The organism is Lyngbya sp. CCY1209 (assembly GCF_055795065.1).
The window spans coordinates 1-18,661 of the sequence record NZ_JAYFER010000386.1 but is presented as its reverse complement, the minus strand read 5'-3'; the positions used below and the strand labels follow the sequence as shown (position 1 = coordinate 18,661).

The following is an 18,661-nucleotide window of genomic DNA, read 5'->3' as shown; positions in this document are numbered from 1 at the left end:
ATCCAGAGGGATGAAAGCCTTACCAGGAAGTTATTTCGGGCATTTCAGCCCTATTTCGTTCCTGAACGAATCGCACTGATGGTAATTATTTTAGTCCCAAGCGATCGCTCTGTCTCATTCAGGATATGTTTCGGGCGATCGCCATTTGTCAACCCCCCAGTTATCAAAATATTTTATGCGATACATATATTAGATTTATACTTGTGATCCGAATTCCGCCCGAAATGGGAAAAACGGCGGCTCGATCGCGTCGAGATCAAAAACCCTAAATTCGCCCGGTTCCTCTGTCGCCTCATCCCCACCCAATGTCCGTTTGAGCGGGATGTGAAAGTTTGGGGCCGCGTCTTATTTCACATTCCCCCCCTGTGCAAACTTAATCCCCTTTACGAAGAATTGGTGGCATTGCGATTTCGCGCCCTCTGCTACCTCGCCGACGAATGTGGCGAAGATATCGGTGCCTATATCGGCGGTTGAATGGGTTGAACAAGCTGATTTGGTGGGCATTGCCCGCCTTATTTTTTAGTAGGAGTCTGTTGGGTTCATGCATCAACCCAACAGACAAAAATTGTCGCCTATTCGACCGCCCCCAATGCTTTTAGGGTGGCTTTTTGGGCATCGCTCAAACCCGTTACTCCGGCGATATTCGCACCTTCGTAAGGTCTGGGAACTCTCAGCGTTTTGAGACAGTCTCCCGTTTTGAAATTCCAGAGTTTGATCGTCTCATCCGCACTGCTGCTGGCAAGGGTTTCACCGTCCGGACTAAAAGCAACCGCCACAACCCAGCTTTGATGACCGTTGGCTAAAATTTTGCCATCAGAACTCAAAGAAACTGCTTTAACTCGCCCATTATGTTTTCGATGATTTGCCATAATATTACCCTTTTTTACATCCCATTGCAGATTGTGGAACAATTCAATAATGTATGACAAGCCAGTGTTGATTTTCATATCTTTCCAGCATCATAAACCGATCGCAACAACCCTCCCAACCCGCCTCTTCAATTCCCACGGGGCAGAATGTCGAATACATCATTCATTATTAGCTCTATCTTTACCACAATTAAAAGTTGCGATCGCCCCCCACAACAAAGAAGGCGATCGCGAATCCTATCAACCCTAAGAATCTCCCTCACTGGCAAACGTCGGCGCCGGAATCATCGCGCTGATGCGATCGGCCAGCCGCGAGAAGGGCAAACTCTGAATCAACACCTTACCCGGCCCCGTCATCTTTGCCAAAAATAAGCCCTCGCCGCCGAACAAAGCGTTCCGAAAACCGCCGATAAATTGGATATCGTAGCGCACCGACGGCGAGAATGCCACCAAACATCCCGTATCCACCCGCAGGCTTTCTCCCGGTTGCAGCGTCTTCTCGATCATGGCGCCGCCGGCTTGCACGAACGCCATGCCATCCCCTTTTAATCGTTGCAGGATGAACCCCTCGCCGCCGAAGAAACCCGCCCCCAATTTCTTCGTGAAGGCGACGCTGATATCCGTGCCGCTTGCCGCGCACAAAAACGCATCCTTTTGACACAAAAATTCGCCGCCGATCGCCCCCAAATCGACCGGGACGATCTGCCCGGGGGAGGTCGCCGCAAACCCCACCCGCGATCGCCCGTTTCCCCCGTTCACGAATGTCGTGATAAAGAAACTTTCCCCGGTAATCATGCGCTTAAAACCGGAAAATAAACCGCCCCGGCCCATTCCCGTCTGCATCTGAATCCCGTCTTCCATATAGGTCATCGTCCCGACTTCGGCCTGCACGCCTTCCCCCGGGTCGAGTTCGATTTCCACCAACTGCAAGTCATTTCCATAGATTTTATAATCGATGACGTCTGCCATAACTTCCCTCCGATACTAACTGTTTTTTATCTACAATAGCGAGAAGCCATAATTCCGGATTAATTCCTCCATTCTGGCTTCCGAGATCTAGCATTTCTCAAACGGGTGAGGTCTGGGCGAGGGTTCAAAGTCCCCCTTTTTAAGGGCACAGCCGTTTCATTCTCGGTTAAAAATTGTCGAGGATAATGGGGGATCTCCTCCGTTCTTCAATCATTCAATTCGCCGAATTGTTTCAACATCTCGACGATCGCCCGATCGGCGGTGGTGGGAATCGCCGTTTTGAGCCCGGTTTCAGTTTCCCGCAGCCACCACCCCGAAGCCGTCTGGGGCGATCGCCACAGATCCAGATGTTCCACCCCCGGATCGGCGTAGAAACTCTCATTTCCCCCTCCCAAAAGCCGGGAACTGTCGTGGGTAAAGCGATCGTGGCTGACGCGGTAGGCGGGAAAATCCCCCCCCAGCGGCACCCCCCAACCATCCACGGCGATCGCACCCTTCACCCGTCCCCCCGAGTGCCGCCACAACGCGGAGACGGCGATCGCGGCGACGACGCCGGCACTGAAGCCGATCCATACCAATGGTATCCCACGGCGATCAGAAAGATTCGCCTCCAAAAACTGCCAAAGTGCGATCGCCGATACCGGAGACGATCGTTCCGCCGGAAACACTAACGGAGGTTCCCGCCAGTCCGCAGCCAACCCCGCCAAAAACTCGTCGGTGAGGGTGCGATCGTGGAAACCGGGACAAATCACTGTAACCATAAGGATGTGGGGACAAATCGGAGGAATGTTAGAGGGCGGAAATATAAACGGGAATCTACAATTTGATATTAATATCGGGTCGTTTCAGACTATTGATTTGAGGGCGAAGGCCCTTCGCCCCTACAATTCCCGACGCGATCGCATCAACAACGTTTGCCTGTTGCCTCCCCGACTCCCGACTCCCGACTCCCGACTCCCCCCTTCCCCCATCCCCCCCCTGGGGATGTTAAGGTATAGACCAGGGTGGCATTCATACGATCGCCACTCCGGTTCATTGCTCAGACAAGAGGACGAAGACGTGGTAGCAACTCCCGAAAAAATTCAGAATCCGGATGCCCAGTCCGGCGATCGCCCCGCCGAAGATCGGGTGGCGGTGTTGCTGATGGGTTACGGCGAGGTGGAAAGTTACGAGGATTTTGCCAATTATAACGAACAGGCTTTGAACCTGCTGACGGCGAAATTCGCCCCCGTCCCCACCTGGATCTATCCGCCCCTGGCCAAGCTGCTGGCCGTTTTTGACCTGCACGAGTGGAAACACGATCACGGCAACTTCATCTCCCCCCACAATGCCATCTTCGAGCGGCAGCGGGCGGGAATCGAAGAAAATCTCCAGCAAAGATGGGGCGATCGCGTCAAAGTCTTCAAGGCGTTCAACTTCTGCGCCCCCTTCCTCCCGGAACAGGTTTTGGCCCAAATCCAAACCGAAGGCTTCGACAAGCTCCTCATTTACCCCCTCCTGGTGGTAGACTCAATCTTTACCAGCGGTATCGCGGTGGAACAGGTCAACAACGCCCTGGCGCAACTAGCGGACGACAAGAGCCACTGGATCACCGGCCAGCGCTACATCCCCTCTTTTTATAACGAACCCGCCTATATCGACCTGACAGCGCGGTTGGTGGAAGAAAAAATCGAGGAGGAATTAGCCGTCGCCCACCTGCCCTCCCAGACGGGAATCGTGCTGATGAACCACGGCTGTCCCCACAAAGCCAAGGGCTTCACCTCGGGAATCGACGAGAGTCAGGCCCTTTACGAACGGGTGCGCGAAAAGCTGATCAACCGCTTCCCCCTAATTTCCGTGGGTTGGCTGAACCACGACACCCCCCTGATCGAGTGGACGCAACCCAACGCCGAGTTGGCCGCTCAAAATCTGATGGAATTGGGCGCCACGGCGATCGTCTTCATGCCGATCGGATTCGCGACGGAAAACCACGAAACCCTGTTGGACGTCGAACACATCATCGAGGCGCTGCGGCGTCGCCGTCCCGATGTCACCTACGTCCAAATGGCCTGCGTCAACGACCATCCCGAATTCTTGCAGATGGCCGCAGAGTGGGCGAACCCGCAAATCGAAGGGCTGTTGAATGAAACGGCGTTGGCGGTGAATCCCTCCCTGGCGGCGGAACAGGCGAAAGCCTCTCACAGCCACAGCCACGACCACGACCATCATCATCATCACGACCACGGCCACAGCCATCACCACCATTAATCATTGATAATTGATAATGATCAATTGTCGGGAATGGGAGCATCTCGCTCCCTCTTTTTTTATAAATTTTGTTCGGACAAATCCCCTCTCCGTGTCCTCTGTGCCTCTGTGGTTAAATGATCATATTTCATAATAAAAATCGGCAACTTTAACAGCCGGTTTGCCAGGTGGGAGAGGGCGAATTTGACCTGGAGGGGGCGGGGTAAATTTTTCCAGGCGATCGCGGCAAATCCCAGGCGGCGATAATATTCCATCAACCCCCGTCCCACGCACTCCAAATACAGCGGTTCGGGGGACTCGGCGATCAAATGTCGGGTCAAAATCGTTCCCAACCCCCGATTTCGCCACGACGCGGCCACCACCAAACTCCCCAATTCCCGGCAATTCTTGAATTCTCGCAGTTGTCCGCAGGCGATCACTTCCCCCTGCCGTTCGATCGCCCAAAACTGTCGCCAGCGGATCTGGGTGGGGTCGAGTTTGGCGCCGAATACCAGGCGGCGAATCGGCCAGATATCCTCCGGGGTGGCTTTTCGGAGGGTGAATTCCGGGGGGAGTTGGGAAGGGGGGTCGGACATGGTGGGGTTAACGCTCGAATTTGGAGTCCGGGTCCAGTTGCCAGCGATCGCTGTCCCGTTCATCCATTTTATCCTTGATGTGCAACGGTTCGCGATCGGGCATTTCCACCCCCGCCGGTTTCGCCATACTGTCGATATCGTGCTGTTCGTCCGTGGGTTGGGGGCGGGCGAATTTGTCCTCGTCCACCGCGTGTTGAATTTCGGACGCATCGGGCGTCACTTTGGGATCGAGGCGTTGTTCTGGCTGGGGATTCATGAGCGGATGACTCCTATTTTAAATTGCTTCAATCTATTATAAAACTTAGATTTGAGATGCCGGAAAAAGCGACATGATTTAACCATAAAATTCAGAACTTATCATGAATATGCTTCGATGTCGTCCCCCGAAAGATAGATTGATCCTTGTCTCCTATCAATTAAAATGGTAAGCTGATAAAAATATCGAAAATTTTACTCGGGTCAATGCTCGATCGCCTCTAGGATTTGAGGCCGACAACAAACCGTGTCGCTCGTACAGATATTGATTTCACACAAAAATTGTAAAATTAATTGATGTCTTCCAAACCCCAAGCGAACCAAAAATATGTTTTCCCTTACTCAAAAAACGTCGAGACAGCGAGAAATTTTAGAAGTCGTCTTCCGCAACGGCTGGGACTATATGCGGGGTCTGTTGACGGGGGGCAAGTCGGGAGAACCCAGGCTGCCATCTCCGGACGTCCTCCGCAAAATTTTGATCGAGTTGGGTCCGGTGTATGTGAAGTTAGGACAGCTTTTGTCCACCCGCCCCGACTTGCTGCCGGGGAGGTATGTGGACGCTTTGACGGACTTGCAGGCGAACGTCCCGCCGGTGGATTGGGGGCAGATCGAAACCCAACTGCGGCTGCAATTTTCTCAGCCGATGGAGGAGATTTTCAGCCGCGTCGAAACGGAATCGGTGGCGGCGGCTTCCATCGCCCAAATTCATCGGGCGACCTTAAAAAATGGCGAGGAAGTGGCGTTGAAAATACAGCGTCCGGGGATTGAAACCATCGTCGATCGCGATATCGAATTAATTACCGGACTGGCCGATTTGGTGTCGGGGACGGATCTCGGCGAGGATTACGATATCGTGGCGATCGCGGACGAATTTACCAAAGCCCTCAAAGCCGAGTTAGATTTTACCACAGAAGCGCAATATACCGACCAACTGCGGAAAAACTTATCCGAAAGCCGCTGGTTTGATGCGGAAAAATTGGTGATTCCCAAAGTTTACTGGGAATTGACGACGCCGAATTTATTGGTTTTGGAATGGTTGGACGGGGTGCCGCTGTTGTTATCCGAACCCTCGAAAACCCAGTCCGATCGCGAAGATCCCCGGCGAACCGAAATCACGACGTTGCTATTTCGCGCCTTTTTTCAACAAATTTATTTGGATGGTTTTTTCCACGCCGATCCCCACCCCGGAAATATCTTTTATCTCCGAGACGGACGGGTGGCAATTTTGGACTGCGGGATGGTGGGACGAATCGACCCGCGCACCCAGCAAATTTTGACGGAAATGCTGTTGGCGATCGTCGATATCGACGCGCAACGCTGCACCCAACTGACTTTGGAATTGGCCGAATCCGGGCAACCCGTGCGGCTGGATCGGCTGGAAAGTGATTACGACAGTATGTTGAGGCGCTATTATAATCTCAGCCTTTCCGAAATCAATTTCAGCGAGGTCTTTTACGAGATTTTGCAGATTTCTCGAAATAATAAAGTTCGCCTCCCCAGCAATATGGGATTGTACGCCAAAACTTTGGCAAATATGGAGGGAGTCGCTCGCAGTTTCAACCCGGAAGTGAACCTGTTAAACGAGATCAAACCGCTGATGACGGATCTGTTTCGCCGTCAATTGTTGGGCGACAATCCTTTACAAACCTTTCTGCGGACGGCGTTGGACGTGAAGAGTTTGTCATTGCGATCGCCCCGCCAGGTGGATCTCCTCCTCGATCGCGTCACCTCGGAAACCCTGAAATGGAACATCACCATCCCCGAATTGAACAGCCTGCAAAATCGCCTGGACGACGCGGCGAACCGCCTTTCTTTTAGCATCGTGGTGGGGTCGTTAATTATGGGGGCGGCGGTCGTCTCCACGGGGGCACAAACGCCCCAACTCTCTTTGGTTAGTAATATCCTCTTTGCGGCTGCTTCTCTGGTGGGATTGTGGCTGATCGTGAGCGTGTTGCGATCGGGCAATTGGCGGTAATATATATCAAACCTGATAATTGACCACAAAACGTCTGAGATCGAGGGAGTCGGGAGTCGAATTTTTCATCTTTCCCCCCGAATTCTCTATCCTCTCAATGTCCGAGCAATTCACCGGATCTGATAATAAAATCCGATAAAACCCCCGTAGGGGCGCAAGGCTTGCGCCCTATTTCCCAGTTTAAAATTGACGCGATCGCCCCGTCGAACTGCGAGGGAGGGCGAATGCCATTCGCCCCTACATACCTGTTTCTTTCCCCCTGTTTAATTTTGCCGATCGCCGATTACCGACCGTCACAACAACCCCCGATAGCGGATAAAAATCAACACCGCCGCCCAGGAGCCCAACGCCACTTTGACGGCGACCAAAATATTGAGGACGGGGAGAATGCCACCGCTGACCAAACCGCCCAAGTTTCCGTGGGGAAATTCGAGCCCGAGCAGGGTGATCGCCGCCAATAAAATAAAAATGAGGACGGATACTTTTTCCCAGGTGGAAACCTTCCACCGCTGATAAATGCCCTGCATCAACTCCGGTGGCGAGGTGATGGCGATCAAGCCGATCGCCGTTCCCCCGGCAACTCCGGCGGCAAACCCCCCACCCGGACTCAAATGGCCGCGGATCGCCAGTTCGATACTCACCATCGCCGCGATGGTCGCCCCCAGGCGGGAGAGGACGATGGAGGGTTGGTCGGTGAACTGGTACACTTGACTGAGCGGGTGTTCGTTTGCCATCAGGAAATGACAGCCCATGATGGCGATGGTGAAGACCACCACTTCAAAGATAGTGTCGTAGAGCCGATTTCGGAAAATAATCCCCGACACCGCGTTGGGGACGCCACTATCCTGCACCACCAATTCCGCGATCGCCGGTCCGGTCCAGTCCGCCGCGGGATTGGAGAGGATCAGCATTTTGATATAGAGGGCGATTCCTGCCGCGATATAAATGAGTTTCATCTAATGTTTTTCCTTTGAATCTGCCGGATTGAGATAGGTCAAAATGGTCGCGTTGCCCGGAACTTCGGCTTTCATGATGTCGTAGAGCCGTCGCAGCCGGACGGTGGTTTGATAAGACGGGTTTTTGATGTCGGCGGATAGGGACGGGTGCTGGGGTTGTCCCACACAAGTGCCGTGCACTTCCTTTTCCGCCAGAGCCCGATCCAACTCTTCGAGATCTTTAAATGGAACCAATTCCAAACGCATATAATGTTGTCGAAAAACGGTTCGGAATTCCTCCATCAGTTGCTCGAAGGGGTGTTCGCGATCGCCTTCCGCCAGCTCATCTTTGAGAACCCCCAGACGCATCACCAGCGACGATCGCACCGCCACCGCGTAGAGCATGATCGCCAACATCGTCCCCACCAGAGCCTCCGTCAGCGCCACGTCCGCCGCCCCCATAATCGCGTACACCAGAGCCGACACCGCCCCCAATATGCCGCGAAGGACGAGGGCGTGGTAGGGGTTGACTTGAAAGACGACCATTCCCGCCGCCAGGGGCATCAAAGCCGTGATAAAATAAATGTAACTATCGTTCATTTTCCTCCGCTCCGCTGCTCGAACAGTAGGCCAAAACGTATCCCAGCACGGTGTTCCAAATCGCCAGGGAAATCATGGCGAGAATCAGCAGGGGCCATTCGCTGGGGATCTTGAGGAGCAGTCCGGCGACGATACTCATGGAGCCGAGGGTATCAGCCACCGAAAGGCTGTGCAATTTGAACAGCACGGAGCGATCGCCCACCAGCGGCCAGGTTCCCCAAAACCAAAAGACAATTCCCAAACCGATACAAAAATAACTGATCGCGTCAACCATAGTTTCTCAATTCAAAACGTCATTCATTCGTTTGAGGATTTGAGCCAGCAGCATCAGGGCGGCATTTCCCACGCTCAGGATGATCACCCCCACCACGCCGATCATCCAATCGTCTCGGAGTACGGAAACGACCAAAATCATCACCGAGGTTTTGGTGGCGATGCTGGCAAATGCGAGCACCTTTTGCCAGATATCTTGATCCTGGCAGGCCTCGTAAATGGGGATGAGCAAAGCCACGATCATCAACATCAAAACCGCGTTCATTTCCGTTTCCTCCGTTTGACCCAATGCACTTCGTACCAGCCCTGTTGGTGATATTTTAAAACGATGGTTTTGGGGGTAAAAGTAATTAAAAAGATATCCAAGAAAATCAGCCCGGGCGATCGCTGAGGTTTGACCCGCTCCATCGTGGTATCTTCATCTTTGTGGGGGCGGAGGATGATCTCGAAGGCTTCAAAATAGGCCTGGGGAATCGCCCGCAGCGTCTCCCCCAACGCCCGCATCCAGTCCCGCACGGGGCTCGGGGCGGTGGCGCTGTGGGGCAGCAGCAGGGCGACGGCGACGCCGATGATGATGTTGGTCGAACTCAGGTCGGCGGTGAGCAGAAACCAAATGGTCAGCCGTAAGATAATATCCAGATATCCGATCATGGTGTCACCCTCCACAATACGAGCCAGAACAGCAGGATCAACATGAGACTCATCATGCCGATGAGGTGTTCGAGTTTTTCGAGGACGCGGGGGAGTCGGAGCGCGACATCCCGGAAAACGGCCCAGTAGGCCAGCCAGCCGAGGCCGATGGTGCCGAGGGATTTGAGGACCGTCGGATTCGCCACGGCATAACCCGGGTAGTAGAGGCCGTTGGCCAGAACCAGGGCTGCGATCGCGAGGGCGGCGGCGAACCAGAACCCGGGGGGGATCGGCTTTTGAGGTCCCGATTCGGGGCGGCTGCGGTGGGGCAGAAAGATGAATTTGGCGAAGTAGGTGGCTGTCCCCACCGCGGCGACGTTCATGGCGATCGCCTGCCAGGGCTGCAAGTCTTTCAGGGTCAGCGCCTTGGCTCCGAAGCCGGCGAACAGGGGAAAGCCGGAGATGGACAGACTGGCCGCCAGGATGACGAACCAGAGGCCGGTCGGCATCGGGCGTCCCCGGAGTTCGGAAAAGTTGCGGCTCGGCAAGCTCCCGGCGCTCAGGAACAGGGTGGATTTGACCAGGCCGTGGGTGAGGGCGTAAAAGCCGCCCGCCGCCGGGGCGACGAGGATGAAGCCCAGTTGGGAAATGGTACTCCAGGCTAACATCCGCTTGGCGTCGGTTTCAAAAATGGCGTAGGCGGCCCCCAACAGGGCGGTGGCGACGCCGAAGATCCGGATCGCCCCATCGAGTTCGCCGGCGATGAGGGCCAGCCGCACCAGGGGAAAGACGCCGGCTTTGACCACTACCCCCGACAGCAGGGCGGATACCGGGGTTTCCGATTCGGAGTGGGTCAGGGGCAGCCACAGTCCGGAGACAAACACCCCCCCTTTAGCCAGCAATCCCATCAGGATCAGGGCGATCGCTTCTGGGGGGGACTCCTGCACGCCCTCGAAGGCGAAGGAGTGGTTGGCTTGGTAGACCAGGGCCACCCCCACCAGGTAGAACAGCATGGCGGTGTTGCTGACGAACAGGTAGCGCAGGGCCACCCAGATGGAGCGATCGGTGCGGGGGTAGGCGATCAATAAAAATGCCGCGATGCCGAGGACTTCCAGGGCGACGTACAAACTCAGCAAATCCCCGCAGATAAAGGTGGCGTTGACGCTGCCGTGTAATATAATCGCTTGGATATAAAAAAAGGCGCTCTTCCCCTGCCCCCAGCAGTAGAGGATGACTGCCGCCGTTACCAGACCGTTGGTCAGGATCAAATAGCCGCTCAATTCGTCGGCCACCACCGTCACCCCGAAATTGTCGAGCAATTTCAGGGTTAATGGCGACGAGTTGAACAGCAGTTGCAATCCGTAGGCTCCGGAAAATATGGCGACTCCCAGGGTGAGGTATCGGTCGAGTTTGGGGAACAGATAAATACTAAACCCCACAAATAACGGAAGCGCGATCGCCGCGATGGTCAGGATAGTCATGGGGTGTTGTTTTTCTCGATCTCGTTGCTTTCTAAAGTGGGGTTGTCCCGCGCCAGCTTCATCACGCCGACGAGCATCAGCGCCTGGATGGAAAAGCCGATCACGATCGCGGTCAAAATCACCGCCTGGGGCACCGGATCGGCGTAGGTGCCGTCATTTGTTGCCGTTCCAATAATCGGGGTGAATAAACCCTCCCGCGACGCGACGAACACGTAAAAGGCGATCACCCCCGTGCTCATCACATCCATCGAGACGATCTTCATCACCAGGTTCTTTTTAAAGATAATGCCGAAAAATCCGCACATTACCGTTGCGAATATGAATGACTCTAACACGAGATTTATGGATTCGGTATGGGTTAATCCTTGATTATATTGAAACTTTACCGGATTTAGCGCCGATTTGTAAAGAAAATCTAAATGCGACTCGATGATGTACCCGACCCCCTGTAATCTGGGTGACGGTCGGAGTGCGGCGGAGCCGGGGTCTGTCCGGGCTGCGGTGGCGGGTACGGCGGGGTTTTGAAGAGGTCGCGATCGCCCCCACCCGAACCGCCGGGATGGCACAATTCAACGGATCTGGAAAAAGGGTAGAGATTATATCACAATTTTGTGGGATGTTCTGCCGGATATGTAACCGATCTGCGGATCGAGAATATTTGACTAAAAAAAACTTTAAATCTATTAGGAATTGGCGACCGGGTCGGGAATGGGTAATGGGACTCTCTATTCGACGGCGGGCAACCGGAGACGGTCGCCCGCTACGGAAGTCAAAAATCTTCCCGATTCCCTCGGAATCTGAGATTATCGACGGCCGAAATAACCCCGATAAGCGTTGTAGGTTTCGTCGTCATAACAGACAAAAATCACCCGTTCCAAAGAGCGCGGCTGTTGCAGCAAAAGCGGGGGCAGCAAAAATCGACTGGTCTCCCACAGCCCAGTTTCGATCGCCTCCCGCATCGGACAGCCCGCAATCCCGCCGCCGAGGAGGGGAAATGCGACGGTTTTCAGGTGTTTTTTTTCCGCCAGAATCAGGCTATTTGAATAACACTGACTCAAGATATTTTGTGCCTCCTGGCGACCTTGTGCCCAAATTGGAGTGACAGTGTGAATGACGTATTGGGCGGGCAGGTTGTAACCGGGGGTGATTTGGGCTTTTCCCGGGGCACACCGGGGCAGGCGATCGCAGTGTTGGCGGAGTTCGGGCCCGGCGGCGGCGTGAATGGCCGCGTCCACCGCCCCCCCGAAATAATCCTCTCCGGTGGGGTTGACGATCGCATCGACCTGCTGTTGAACGAGATCGCCTTTAATCACCTGAATGCGATCGCCCAACGGCATCAAATTTCGTGTGATATAATAATTGGAACTCCCGGATTGATGGTGGCTGCGCTGCACGTTACGAGATTCGTAAGAACCCCGCTTGCTGGCTCGGTACAGCATCTCCGGGTCTTCGCTTTCGATTTCGAGATCGAACTCATCTAAAGAGGCAAATTCCTGTGCGATTGCCATCGATTTTGGAGCCATACAATGCAGGGCATCTCGGGTGTCTTGCAACACTCGTTTGGAAGCCGCATAATCTCCCCGTTTCGCGTGTCGCATCGCCTCCACTTTCGCCCGCGCCGCCATCATCAGCGCCACCGGCTCCCGGACGGTATCGTTAAAGGGAAATTCCTCCAACTCGGCCGACGACACCGCCGGCAATTGTAAGGAGGCCCGCAGGGTTTGCCGTTCGGGGCGATCGGGGTCGTCCCAAGACAGGCGAAATCCGCACAATTCTTGAGATTGGGAAGTCGGCGGAATTTTCAGGCGCAACACCACGGAAAAGGGGTTGCCCATCACCAAATTGGGCAGTTTATATTCCCCCTGCCGCGTCAGTTCAAAATCGTTGAAAACGTCGGTCAACTCCACATCCCCCCGCAACTCGACCCGCAGCCGGACCTCGCGCCCAATCGTCGCCATTAACCCCTGCAATTCCATGCCGAAAATGTCGGGGAGTTGTTCGGGAGATTCGATGTAGTAATAGTTGCCGTCGCCGCGATCGGCCATCGCACTCAACAGGTCTTCGTTGTAGTCGTCCCCGACTCCCATCGTGGTGGTGCTGACCGCCCGTTTCGCCAGTCCTTTGACATCGGAGGCGATGACGTCGGGGTTGGTTTCGCCCACGTTCGCCAAGCCGTCGGAGAGCAATATCACGCGGTTCAGGTGTCGGGGGTCGAGGTGTTTGCTCACCTGCACCCCCCCTTCCACCCAACCGGCGTGGAGGGCGGTCATGTTGCGGGGTTTGACGCGGGCAATTTTCTGGAGAATTTGGGCTTTGTTGGCGGCGGGGGTATTTTCCACCACGGTTTCGATGCGATCGTCGTAGATGGTGACGCTGACGCGATCGCTTTCCAACAATTGTTCGACGGCGTAGCTGGCGGCTTGGCGGGCGTAGGCAATTTTTTTGCCCCCCATGGAACCGGACCGGTCCAGAACCAAACCGATGTTCAGGGGGGGACGTTCCAAGTTGTCATCCGGGTCGGGGGGGATGATTTTGACGATCAAATCCAAATTGGTGGGGCGATCGGATGCGATCGCGTCCTGGAGGGGAACGAATTCGATGCGAGGAGCGTTCATTTTGGCGACCTCCGATGAGTTGAGAGGATATGGGTAATTAATTGGATCAAGTTTTGCCGTTCATGCAGGGAATTCGGATAGTTGAAATCCTCCCGGACGTGCAGTTCCAAACCCGGTAAAATTTCGATCCGCTTCCAACGGGTGGACCGGCGATCGGGACTCGGCGACGGCGGGACGGTGAAACCTTTCAAATTGTCCTGGGTTGGTTCGGCGATCGTCACGGATTGACGGCGCCTGATTTGTTCGAGAAATCCCAGGGCGGGGTTGGCGGCTTCCACCGTCAGTTGCACGCCCCCTTCCAGGAGGGCTTCGAGTTCGGTGTCGGTTTTGGAGACGGCCAGATCTCCGATCGCGCTGGCCCCGTAGCCCTCCGCCAGCAGCCGCCGGACCAGCAACACCTGCAATAAATGGCGGTAGGTGTAGACCGCATACCGCCCCGATTTCAGGGGTTCGTCGAGCCGTCCCTGGCTGGTGTAGTGGCGCACCAGGCGGGGGGTGACATCCTCCCGGATGCGGGTGTGCGCCCGCTGAGTGGGCAGGAATTGGGGCAACAACTCGTTCGCCACCGCCACCAATTCATCGAGGGACCAACTCGGATCGTTTCCGGCAACCTGTCGCAGTGTCTTCATGGCTCCATGCTAACTCTGACAATTTAAATTGTCAATATCAATGCGAGTTGTAATTTTTGGGGTGTAGGGTGTAGGGTGTAGGGTGTAGGGAGTAGGGAATCTAAAATCCCGACACCTTCCACCCCACACCCGACACCCCGATCCCCCGACGTTCCCGGAAAAATTGGGTCAGGGCGATCGCGTCGGCGGGGCGGGAAATCAGGTAGCCCTGGCCGAAGTCGCAGCCCATCGATCGCAGCAGGTTCCACTGTTCCCGGGTTTCGATCCCTTCCGCGACGAGGGTCAGATCCAGGCTGTGGGCGAAGTTGATCGTCGCGGCGACGAAGTTCCGATCGCGGTCGTGGCGGGTGATTTGGTCGATAAAGGAGCGGTCGATTTTGAGGGCGTCCACGGGGAAGTTTTGCAGGCGGGACAGGGAGGAGTGGCCGGTTCCGAAGTCGTCCACGGAAATGCCGACGCCCATTTCCCGCAGCCGGCCGAGGCGGTCGGCCACCCACAGGGCATTTTCCGCGATCGCGCTTTCGGTGACTTCGATTCTCAGGTTTCGACTCGACAAACCCGTCTGTTGGAGAATGGCGCCGATCTCCGCGACGAGTTCCGGCTGGGCAAACTGCAATCCGGCCATGTTGACGCTGACCGTCGTGCGGCGATCGAGCCAACCCCCGGCCAGCCAATCCCGCATCTGGCGGCAGGCTTCCCGGAGCACCCATTCCCCCAGGGGGACGATCAGCCCGGTTTCTTCGGCGACGGGGATGAACTCGACGGGGGAGATCCAACCTCGGATGGGGTGCTTCCAGCGGACGAGGGCTTCGCAGGTGACGATCTCGCCGGTGACGAGGGAGACGACGGGTTGGTAGTGCAGGTGCAGTTCCCCCCGGGCGATCGCGTGGCGGAGGTCGTTTTCCAGTTGCAATTGGGACAGCAAATTGGCGTGCATTTGGGTGTCGAAAATGGCGTAGCAATTTCGACCCCCATGTTTGGCCCGATACATGGCCAAATCCGCCCCCCGCAAAATGTCGGCGGTCTGTTCGTAGGGGTGTCGGGTCACGGGGTCGAAATTGAGGGCGATGCCGATGCTGGCGCCGAGGGAAAACTGTTCTCCGTGTACCTGAAACGGCGGTTTGAGACAGTCGAGCACCCGTTCGGCCATGTCGGTACTTTCCGAAATGCCGCCGATGTCATCCACCAAAATCGCGAATTCGTCGCCCCCGAGTCGGGCCAGCATATCTCCGTCCCGAAGACACTGTTGCAGTCGCTGGCTCACCTGAATCAACAGCAGGTCGCCGGCGAGGTGTCCCAGACTTTCATTGACGATTTTGAAGCGATCTAAATCGATCAACAGAACCGAAAAGAGTCGCTTTTGACCCGTGCGAGTCCGTTGCAGGTTGGTCAGCAACTGCTCCATGAAATGGGCGCGGTTGGGCAGTTGGGTGAGGGAGTCGTGAAAGCTGTTGTAATGGAGTAGGGCTTCGGCTTCTTTGAGTTCGATCGCCTGTTTTTCGATATCTTGTGCGAGTTTAAAGTTGAGTTTTTTGAGGGCTTTATAAGCCGTCGTCAGCCGTCCGGCAAGGGAGGATATCGGATGATTTTCGGCTACCTCCGTCTCCGGTATGACGAGGAAAACTAACCAATTCAATCCCCGACTGTCTCGGCAGGGAAAGACATCGACAAATTGACTGTTACCGTCCAATTTAAAATTCAATTGATGGTCGCCGTCGATATTTTTTAAGTGACCGAATTTTTGCAGGACGTGGCGGGCGGTTTCTTCGATCGCCCGATCGCCGCAGCTTTCGGCTTTCAACCGCACATCGCGATCGCCGTTTTTCGCAAAAGGCTGGAAACATTTGGAACTCGTCACCAACATCCCCGAAGGTTCGACGATAAAGGTGGTTCCCGCCTGGGACAGTTTGAACCGGTCGAGTAACTGGCCGATGTAGGACAGGGACAGATCGCAGCCGAGAACCCCGAGCAATTTTCCCGCCTCGTCGTAGGCGGGCAGAACCGCCATCAAACCGAATTGAACGGCGACGCAGTTGGTGTATTTGTAAACCGGACTCCAGGTGGCTTGACCGGCTTTTTTGGCGATTTGATACCACTCGCGATCGCGGGCGTCGTAGTTTTCATGGTGGCAGATCGGGGGGGCGCGGCGATCGCCGTTCGGGTCGAGTCGATAAAAGAATTTGTGGGGGGAAACTCGGCTATTTTTGAGTTCTAAAGTGGGCGACCCATCTTCGAGTCGCGTAATTCCCACATAATCTCCCGTCTCGGCGGCGAAGCCGACGGTACTGACGGTATCGAAAATCTGAATTTGTTCCCCAAAATGCCGTTGCAGGTCTGGCAAAGCGGAGGAGTTCAATTGGCCGAGGCGAAGGGCACTGGCGTTAATTTGATTGACTTTGTGAGGGGTGTCGAGGTACGCTTCGAGTTCCCCGAGGATGCGAGTGGCAACTTCGCGGTGTAACTGCGTGACGAGAGCCAGGATCGCCTGTTGCAAGTCGGTGAGAAAGTTGGATTCCATAACGGCACATTTCCAAGCCCGTGAACAATCGGTATTTTTTCGGTTGTGAGTGAGTGAAGTCTCGGGAGTTGCGTGCGGATAACGCCGAGGTCGTTTCAGTCCGGCGGTTCCCCCACTGACCGATGCGGAAATGGGATGGGTGTTAAGAATTGTAAAATTAACATATCTCGGACCCCGGGGAAAATGACAAATACTTTTCTCAATGTTAGCCCAAGTGCAAGTGATGTCAAAAACTTGCGAACCAACAGTCGCGGGGCGATCGCGAAAACGCCGCGATCGCTCCATTCCAGTCCGGACGAGAGATTTGTTTGATCTGACCGACGATATATCAATTTTAAATAGGGTGTCGGTTGTGGGGAATCGGGATCAGAAATTTTTCTTTTCTCGTCCCTCCGGCTTCCCCACTCCCCCGCCCCCAGTCGCGGCTAAACGGCCCAAGTTGCCAAGTAAGTATCGTCGCCTCCGATCGCATTAGAATTGATAGCCCCGGCAGTGGTGGCGACATCCGGTTGAGTCACCGTTCCAAAAATCACGGCCCGGCCGTCGCGAACGGCGAAGGAATTCACCGCCCCTTTGGAACCGTCCGCATCGCCGGTGGCGGTGAGCGGCGTCCAGAATTTTCGCACGGTGTAATCGGCGGAAACTCCCAAAACTGCCATCTCTCCCAAAGTATAGTTTCCGACGGGTTGGCCGTCGATGGTTTTGCCATCCCGATTTTGCAGGGTGGCGGCTGATGAACCGCCGATGTAGACATTTCCGAATTCATCTGCGGCGATGGATTCGGGGGTGAAACTGTTGGCATTGCCGCTGGAAAGTCGGGTGACGATAAATTGACCCCGTTCGATATTTCCATTGCTTTGATCGATCTGGGCGTGGAAGGTGAAGGAACCGGAACCCGCCCCCGAAAAGTTCGTGTACGAGTCAACATTGACCAGGGTCGCCAAGTTTTGGGTGATGTCTTGGCCGTCTCGCTGGAAGACATTATTTCCGCCGTCGGTTTTTCCGAGGAAATACAGTTCGCCATCTTCCCCGAAGGTGATGCGTTCGCCGCGGGTGTCGGCCCCCAACCCCTCCCCGGTGACTTGTGAGGCCGTGTAATCCCAGGTGTTCCAGACTTGGGCGAGGGAGGTGTCGAAAGCCCGCAGGAAGGGCGTCTGCAAGGTGCTGCTGACCTGGTTAAATCCGGTGACGTAGATGCCGCTGCCGTCGGGGGCGATGGCGATATCCGCCGGACGGATGTCAGTCCCGGACAGGGTGGCGGTGGCGAGTTGGGTTCCCGTCGGACTCCAGAGGGTGACGGTATCGGTGGCTTCGGTGAGGGTTGCTACCGTTCCATTATTAGCAATTGAAACGCGATCAAAGGTTCCGGCTCCGGACCACAAAACGCTGTTGGCGGTACTCTCATAAACTTTAATTCCAAAATCGCCTGCGGCGACGATTTCACCGCTGTCGCCGTCGATATCCAAGTCGCCGACGCTGCCCCCCACAGGGGTGGTCGATAACAGCATCGTACCATCTTGCAGGCGTCGGATCTGACCCGAACCGTCAAAATTTCCCCCGACAATTATCGCGGAATCCACCGGAGAAATGACCGTCGCGGCGGCGGTATCATCTCCCGCTGTCCCCAAATAGGTCGCCGTTGCCAGCTCTAAATTCTCGGTGGAATCGTTATCGACAATTTGCAAAGTGGCGGTATTTTGGGTTCCCAAGATCGCCCCTCCCGTCAGATTTTCGAGACTCAGGTTAAGGCTTTCTGTCGGTTCAAAAATGCTGTCATCGACAATCGGAATTGAGACGGTTTTTGGAGTCGTATCTCCATCGGAAAAATTGACCGCGATCGCACCATTTGTATAGTCCGCAGGGGAGATCGCCGAGTCGTCGGTTTGGGTGACTTCCGCACTCACGGCTCCCTCACTTCCCCCGGTTCTTGTCACTGTAATTTCCGCGATCGCATTCCCATCCTCATTGACGCTGAAAGTGGTTCCGCCAAATGCCAAAGTTCCGGCAGCAATGTCGTTATCTAAAATAGTGACAGTTCCCGAAGACTGGGTTCCCAAACTGGCGCCACCCGTCGGGTTACTCAAATTGAG

Annotated in this window: 18 protein-coding genes and 1 pseudogene; 3 read left to right on the top strand and 16 right to left on the bottom strand. The window is 55.1% G+C overall.

The features are described 5' to 3' along the window. Positions 1–240: 240 nt before the first annotated feature. A pseudogene (locus AC0QHF_RS11175) lies at positions 241–474 on the top strand (Mo-dependent nitrogenase C-terminal domain-containing protein); the annotation flags it as partial. A gap of 98 nt (positions 475–572) precedes the next feature. On the opposite strand, the gene AC0QHF_RS11170 reads toward AC0QHF_RS11175, so the two are convergent. The 3 genes from AC0QHF_RS11170 to AC0QHF_RS11160 form a co-directional block, all read right to left on the bottom strand. Next, positions 573–947 (bottom strand): WD40 repeat domain-containing protein, encoded by a 375-nt coding sequence (locus tag AC0QHF_RS11170; RefSeq protein WP_324704287.1) that lies wholly within the window; start codon positions 945–947, stop codon positions 573–575. A gap of 168 nt (positions 948–1,115) precedes the next feature. Beyond that, positions 1,116–1,838: a TIGR00266 family protein gene (locus tag AC0QHF_RS11165; protein WP_324704286.1), complete on the bottom strand. Its 723-nt coding sequence runs from the start codon at positions 1,836–1,838 to the stop codon at positions 1,116–1,118. 206 nt (positions 1,839–2,044) lie between these two features. Further along, complete coding sequence (locus tag AC0QHF_RS11160; RefSeq protein WP_324704285.1) at positions 2,045–2,599, bottom strand: hypothetical protein; 555 nt, start codon at positions 2,597–2,599, stop codon at positions 2,045–2,047. A 298-nt stretch (positions 2,600–2,897) separates the two neighbouring features. On the opposite strand from AC0QHF_RS11160, the gene AC0QHF_RS11155 reads away from it, so the two are divergent. After that, the gene (locus AC0QHF_RS11155; protein WP_324704284.1) at positions 2,898–4,085 is read left to right on the top strand and encodes a ferrochelatase; all 1,188 of its coding nucleotides are present in this window, start codon (positions 2,898–2,900) and stop codon (positions 4,083–4,085) included. A gap of 59 nt (positions 4,086–4,144) precedes the next feature. Here the strand turns inward: AC0QHF_RS11155 and AC0QHF_RS11150 are convergent, their stop codons facing one another. Together AC0QHF_RS11150 and AC0QHF_RS11145 are read right to left on the bottom strand one after the other, a co-directional pair. Continuing rightward, a complete protein-coding gene (locus tag AC0QHF_RS11150) occupies positions 4,145–4,660 on the bottom strand; it encodes a GNAT family N-acetyltransferase (RefSeq protein WP_324704283.1) in 516 nt (171 codons plus the stop codon). A gap of 7 nt (positions 4,661–4,667) precedes the next feature. Next, positions 4,668–4,916 (bottom strand): DUF6335 family protein, encoded by a 249-nt coding sequence (locus tag AC0QHF_RS11145; protein ID WP_324704282.1) that lies wholly within the window; start codon positions 4,914–4,916, stop codon positions 4,668–4,670. Positions 4,917–5,243: 327 nt separating this feature from the next. Between AC0QHF_RS11145 and AC0QHF_RS11140 the strand changes: the two genes are divergently transcribed. Next, positions 5,244–6,890 (top strand): ABC1 kinase family protein, encoded by a 1,647-nt coding sequence (locus tag AC0QHF_RS11140; protein ID WP_324704281.1) that lies wholly within the window; start codon positions 5,244–5,246, stop codon positions 6,888–6,890. 293 nt (positions 6,891–7,183) lie between these two features. Here the strand turns inward: AC0QHF_RS11140 and AC0QHF_RS11135 are convergent, their stop codons facing one another. From AC0QHF_RS11135 to AC0QHF_RS11085, 11 genes are all read right to left on the bottom strand, one after another. Continuing rightward, positions 7,184–7,846 (bottom strand): Na(+)/H(+) antiporter subunit B, encoded by a 663-nt coding sequence (locus tag AC0QHF_RS11135; protein ID WP_324704280.1) that lies wholly within the window; start codon positions 7,844–7,846, stop codon positions 7,184–7,186. Next, on the bottom strand, positions 7,847–8,425 hold the full coding sequence (locus AC0QHF_RS11130; RefSeq protein ID WP_324704279.1) for a DUF4040 domain-containing protein: 579 nt from the start codon (positions 8,423–8,425) through the stop codon (positions 7,847–7,849). Next, positions 8,415–8,699, bottom strand: a complete 285-nt coding sequence (locus AC0QHF_RS11125) for a monovalent cation/H(+) antiporter subunit G (RefSeq protein ID WP_324704278.1) — start codon at positions 8,697–8,699, stop codon at positions 8,415–8,417. Before AC0QHF_RS11125 ends, AC0QHF_RS11130 begins: the two co-directional genes overlap by 11 nt. A gap of 6 nt (positions 8,700–8,705) precedes the next feature. After that, entirely contained in the window at positions 8,706–8,963 is a 258-nt protein-coding gene (locus tag AC0QHF_RS11120; RefSeq protein ID WP_324704277.1) for a hypothetical protein, read from the bottom strand. Beyond that, on the bottom strand, positions 8,960–9,349 hold the full coding sequence (locus tag AC0QHF_RS11115) for a Na+/H+ antiporter subunit E (RefSeq protein ID WP_324704276.1): 390 nt from the start codon (positions 9,347–9,349) through the stop codon (positions 8,960–8,962). Before AC0QHF_RS11115 ends, AC0QHF_RS11120 begins: the two co-directional genes overlap by 4 nt. Continuing rightward, entirely contained in the window at positions 9,346–10,809 is a 1,464-nt protein-coding gene (locus tag AC0QHF_RS11110; protein ID WP_324704275.1) for a cation:proton antiporter, read from the bottom strand. Before AC0QHF_RS11110 ends, AC0QHF_RS11115 begins: the two co-directional genes overlap by 4 nt. Further along, on the bottom strand, positions 10,806–11,144 hold the full coding sequence (locus AC0QHF_RS11105; protein ID WP_324704274.1) for an NADH-quinone oxidoreductase subunit K: 339 nt from the start codon (positions 11,142–11,144) through the stop codon (positions 10,806–10,808). The genes AC0QHF_RS11110 and AC0QHF_RS11105 overlap by 4 nt, the downstream gene beginning before the upstream one ends. A 468-nt stretch (positions 11,145–11,612) precedes the next feature. After that, positions 11,613–13,424, bottom strand: coding sequence for a macro domain-containing protein (locus AC0QHF_RS11100; protein WP_324704273.1), 1,812 nt, complete (start codon positions 13,422–13,424; stop codon positions 11,613–11,615). Next, the gene (locus tag AC0QHF_RS11095) at positions 13,421–14,053 is read right to left on the bottom strand and encodes a MerR family transcriptional regulator (protein ID WP_324704272.1); all 633 of its coding nucleotides are present in this window, start codon (positions 14,051–14,053) and stop codon (positions 13,421–13,423) included. The genes AC0QHF_RS11100 and AC0QHF_RS11095 overlap by 4 nt, the downstream gene beginning before the upstream one ends. Positions 14,054–14,153: 100 nt before the next feature. Then, a complete protein-coding gene (locus AC0QHF_RS11090; protein WP_324704271.1) occupies positions 14,154–16,571 on the bottom strand; it encodes a bifunctional diguanylate cyclase/phosphodiesterase in 2,418 nt (805 codons plus the stop codon). A 425-nt stretch (positions 16,572–16,996) separates the two neighbouring features. Then, positions 16,997–18,661, bottom strand: a 1,665-nt coding sequence (locus AC0QHF_RS11085) for a Calx-beta domain-containing protein (RefSeq protein ID WP_324704270.1), incomplete at its 5' end; no start/stop codon positions are given.

Coding starts and splice junctions, on each gene's coding strand:
- AC0QHF_RS11095 (WP_324704272.1), bottom strand. CDS start 14,053: ATGAAGACACTGCGACAGGTTGCCGGAAACGATCCGAGTTGGTCCCTC.
- AC0QHF_RS11125 (WP_324704278.1), bottom strand. CDS start 8,699: ATGGTTGACGCGATCAGTTATTTTTGTATCGGTTTGGGAATTGTCTTT.
- AC0QHF_RS11120 (WP_324704277.1), bottom strand. CDS start 8,963: ATGAACGCGGTTTTGATGTTGATGATCGTGGCTTTGCTCATCCCCATT.
- AC0QHF_RS11110 (WP_324704275.1), bottom strand. CDS start 10,809: ATGACTATCCTGACCATCGCGGCGATCGCGCTTCCGTTATTTGTGGGG.
- AC0QHF_RS11090 (WP_324704271.1), bottom strand. CDS start 16,571: ATGGAATCCAACTTTCTCACCGACTTGCAACAGGCGATCCTGGCTCTC.
- AC0QHF_RS11170 (WP_324704287.1), bottom strand. CDS start 947: ATGAAAATCAACACTGGCTTGTCATACATTATTGAATTGTTCCACAAT.
- AC0QHF_RS11140 (WP_324704281.1), top strand. CDS start 5,244: ATGTTTTCCCTTACTCAAAAAACGTCGAGACAGCGAGAAATTTTAGAA.
- AC0QHF_RS11135 (WP_324704280.1), bottom strand. CDS start 7,846: ATGAAACTCATTTATATCGCGGCAGGAATCGCCCTCTATATCAAAATG.
- AC0QHF_RS11165 (WP_324704286.1), bottom strand. CDS start 1,838: ATGGCAGACGTCATCGATTATAAAATCTATGGAAATGACTTGCAGTTG.
- AC0QHF_RS11130 (WP_324704279.1), bottom strand. CDS start 8,425: ATGAACGATAGTTACATTTATTTTATCACGGCTTTGATGCCCCTGGCG.
- AC0QHF_RS11160 (WP_324704285.1), bottom strand. CDS start 2,599: ATGGTTACAGTGATTTGTCCCGGTTTCCACGATCGCACCCTCACCGAC.
- AC0QHF_RS11115 (WP_324704276.1), bottom strand. CDS start 9,349: ATGATCGGATATCTGGATATTATCTTACGGCTGACCATTTGGTTTCTG.
- AC0QHF_RS11150 (WP_324704283.1), bottom strand. CDS start 4,660: ATGTCCGACCCCCCTTCCCAACTCCCCCCGGAATTCACCCTCCGAAAA.
- AC0QHF_RS11100 (WP_324704273.1), bottom strand. CDS start 13,424: ATGAACGCTCCTCGCATCGAATTCGTTCCCCTCCAGGACGCGATCGCA.
- AC0QHF_RS11145 (WP_324704282.1), bottom strand. CDS start 4,916: ATGAATCCCCAGCCAGAACAACGCCTCGATCCCAAAGTGACGCCCGAT.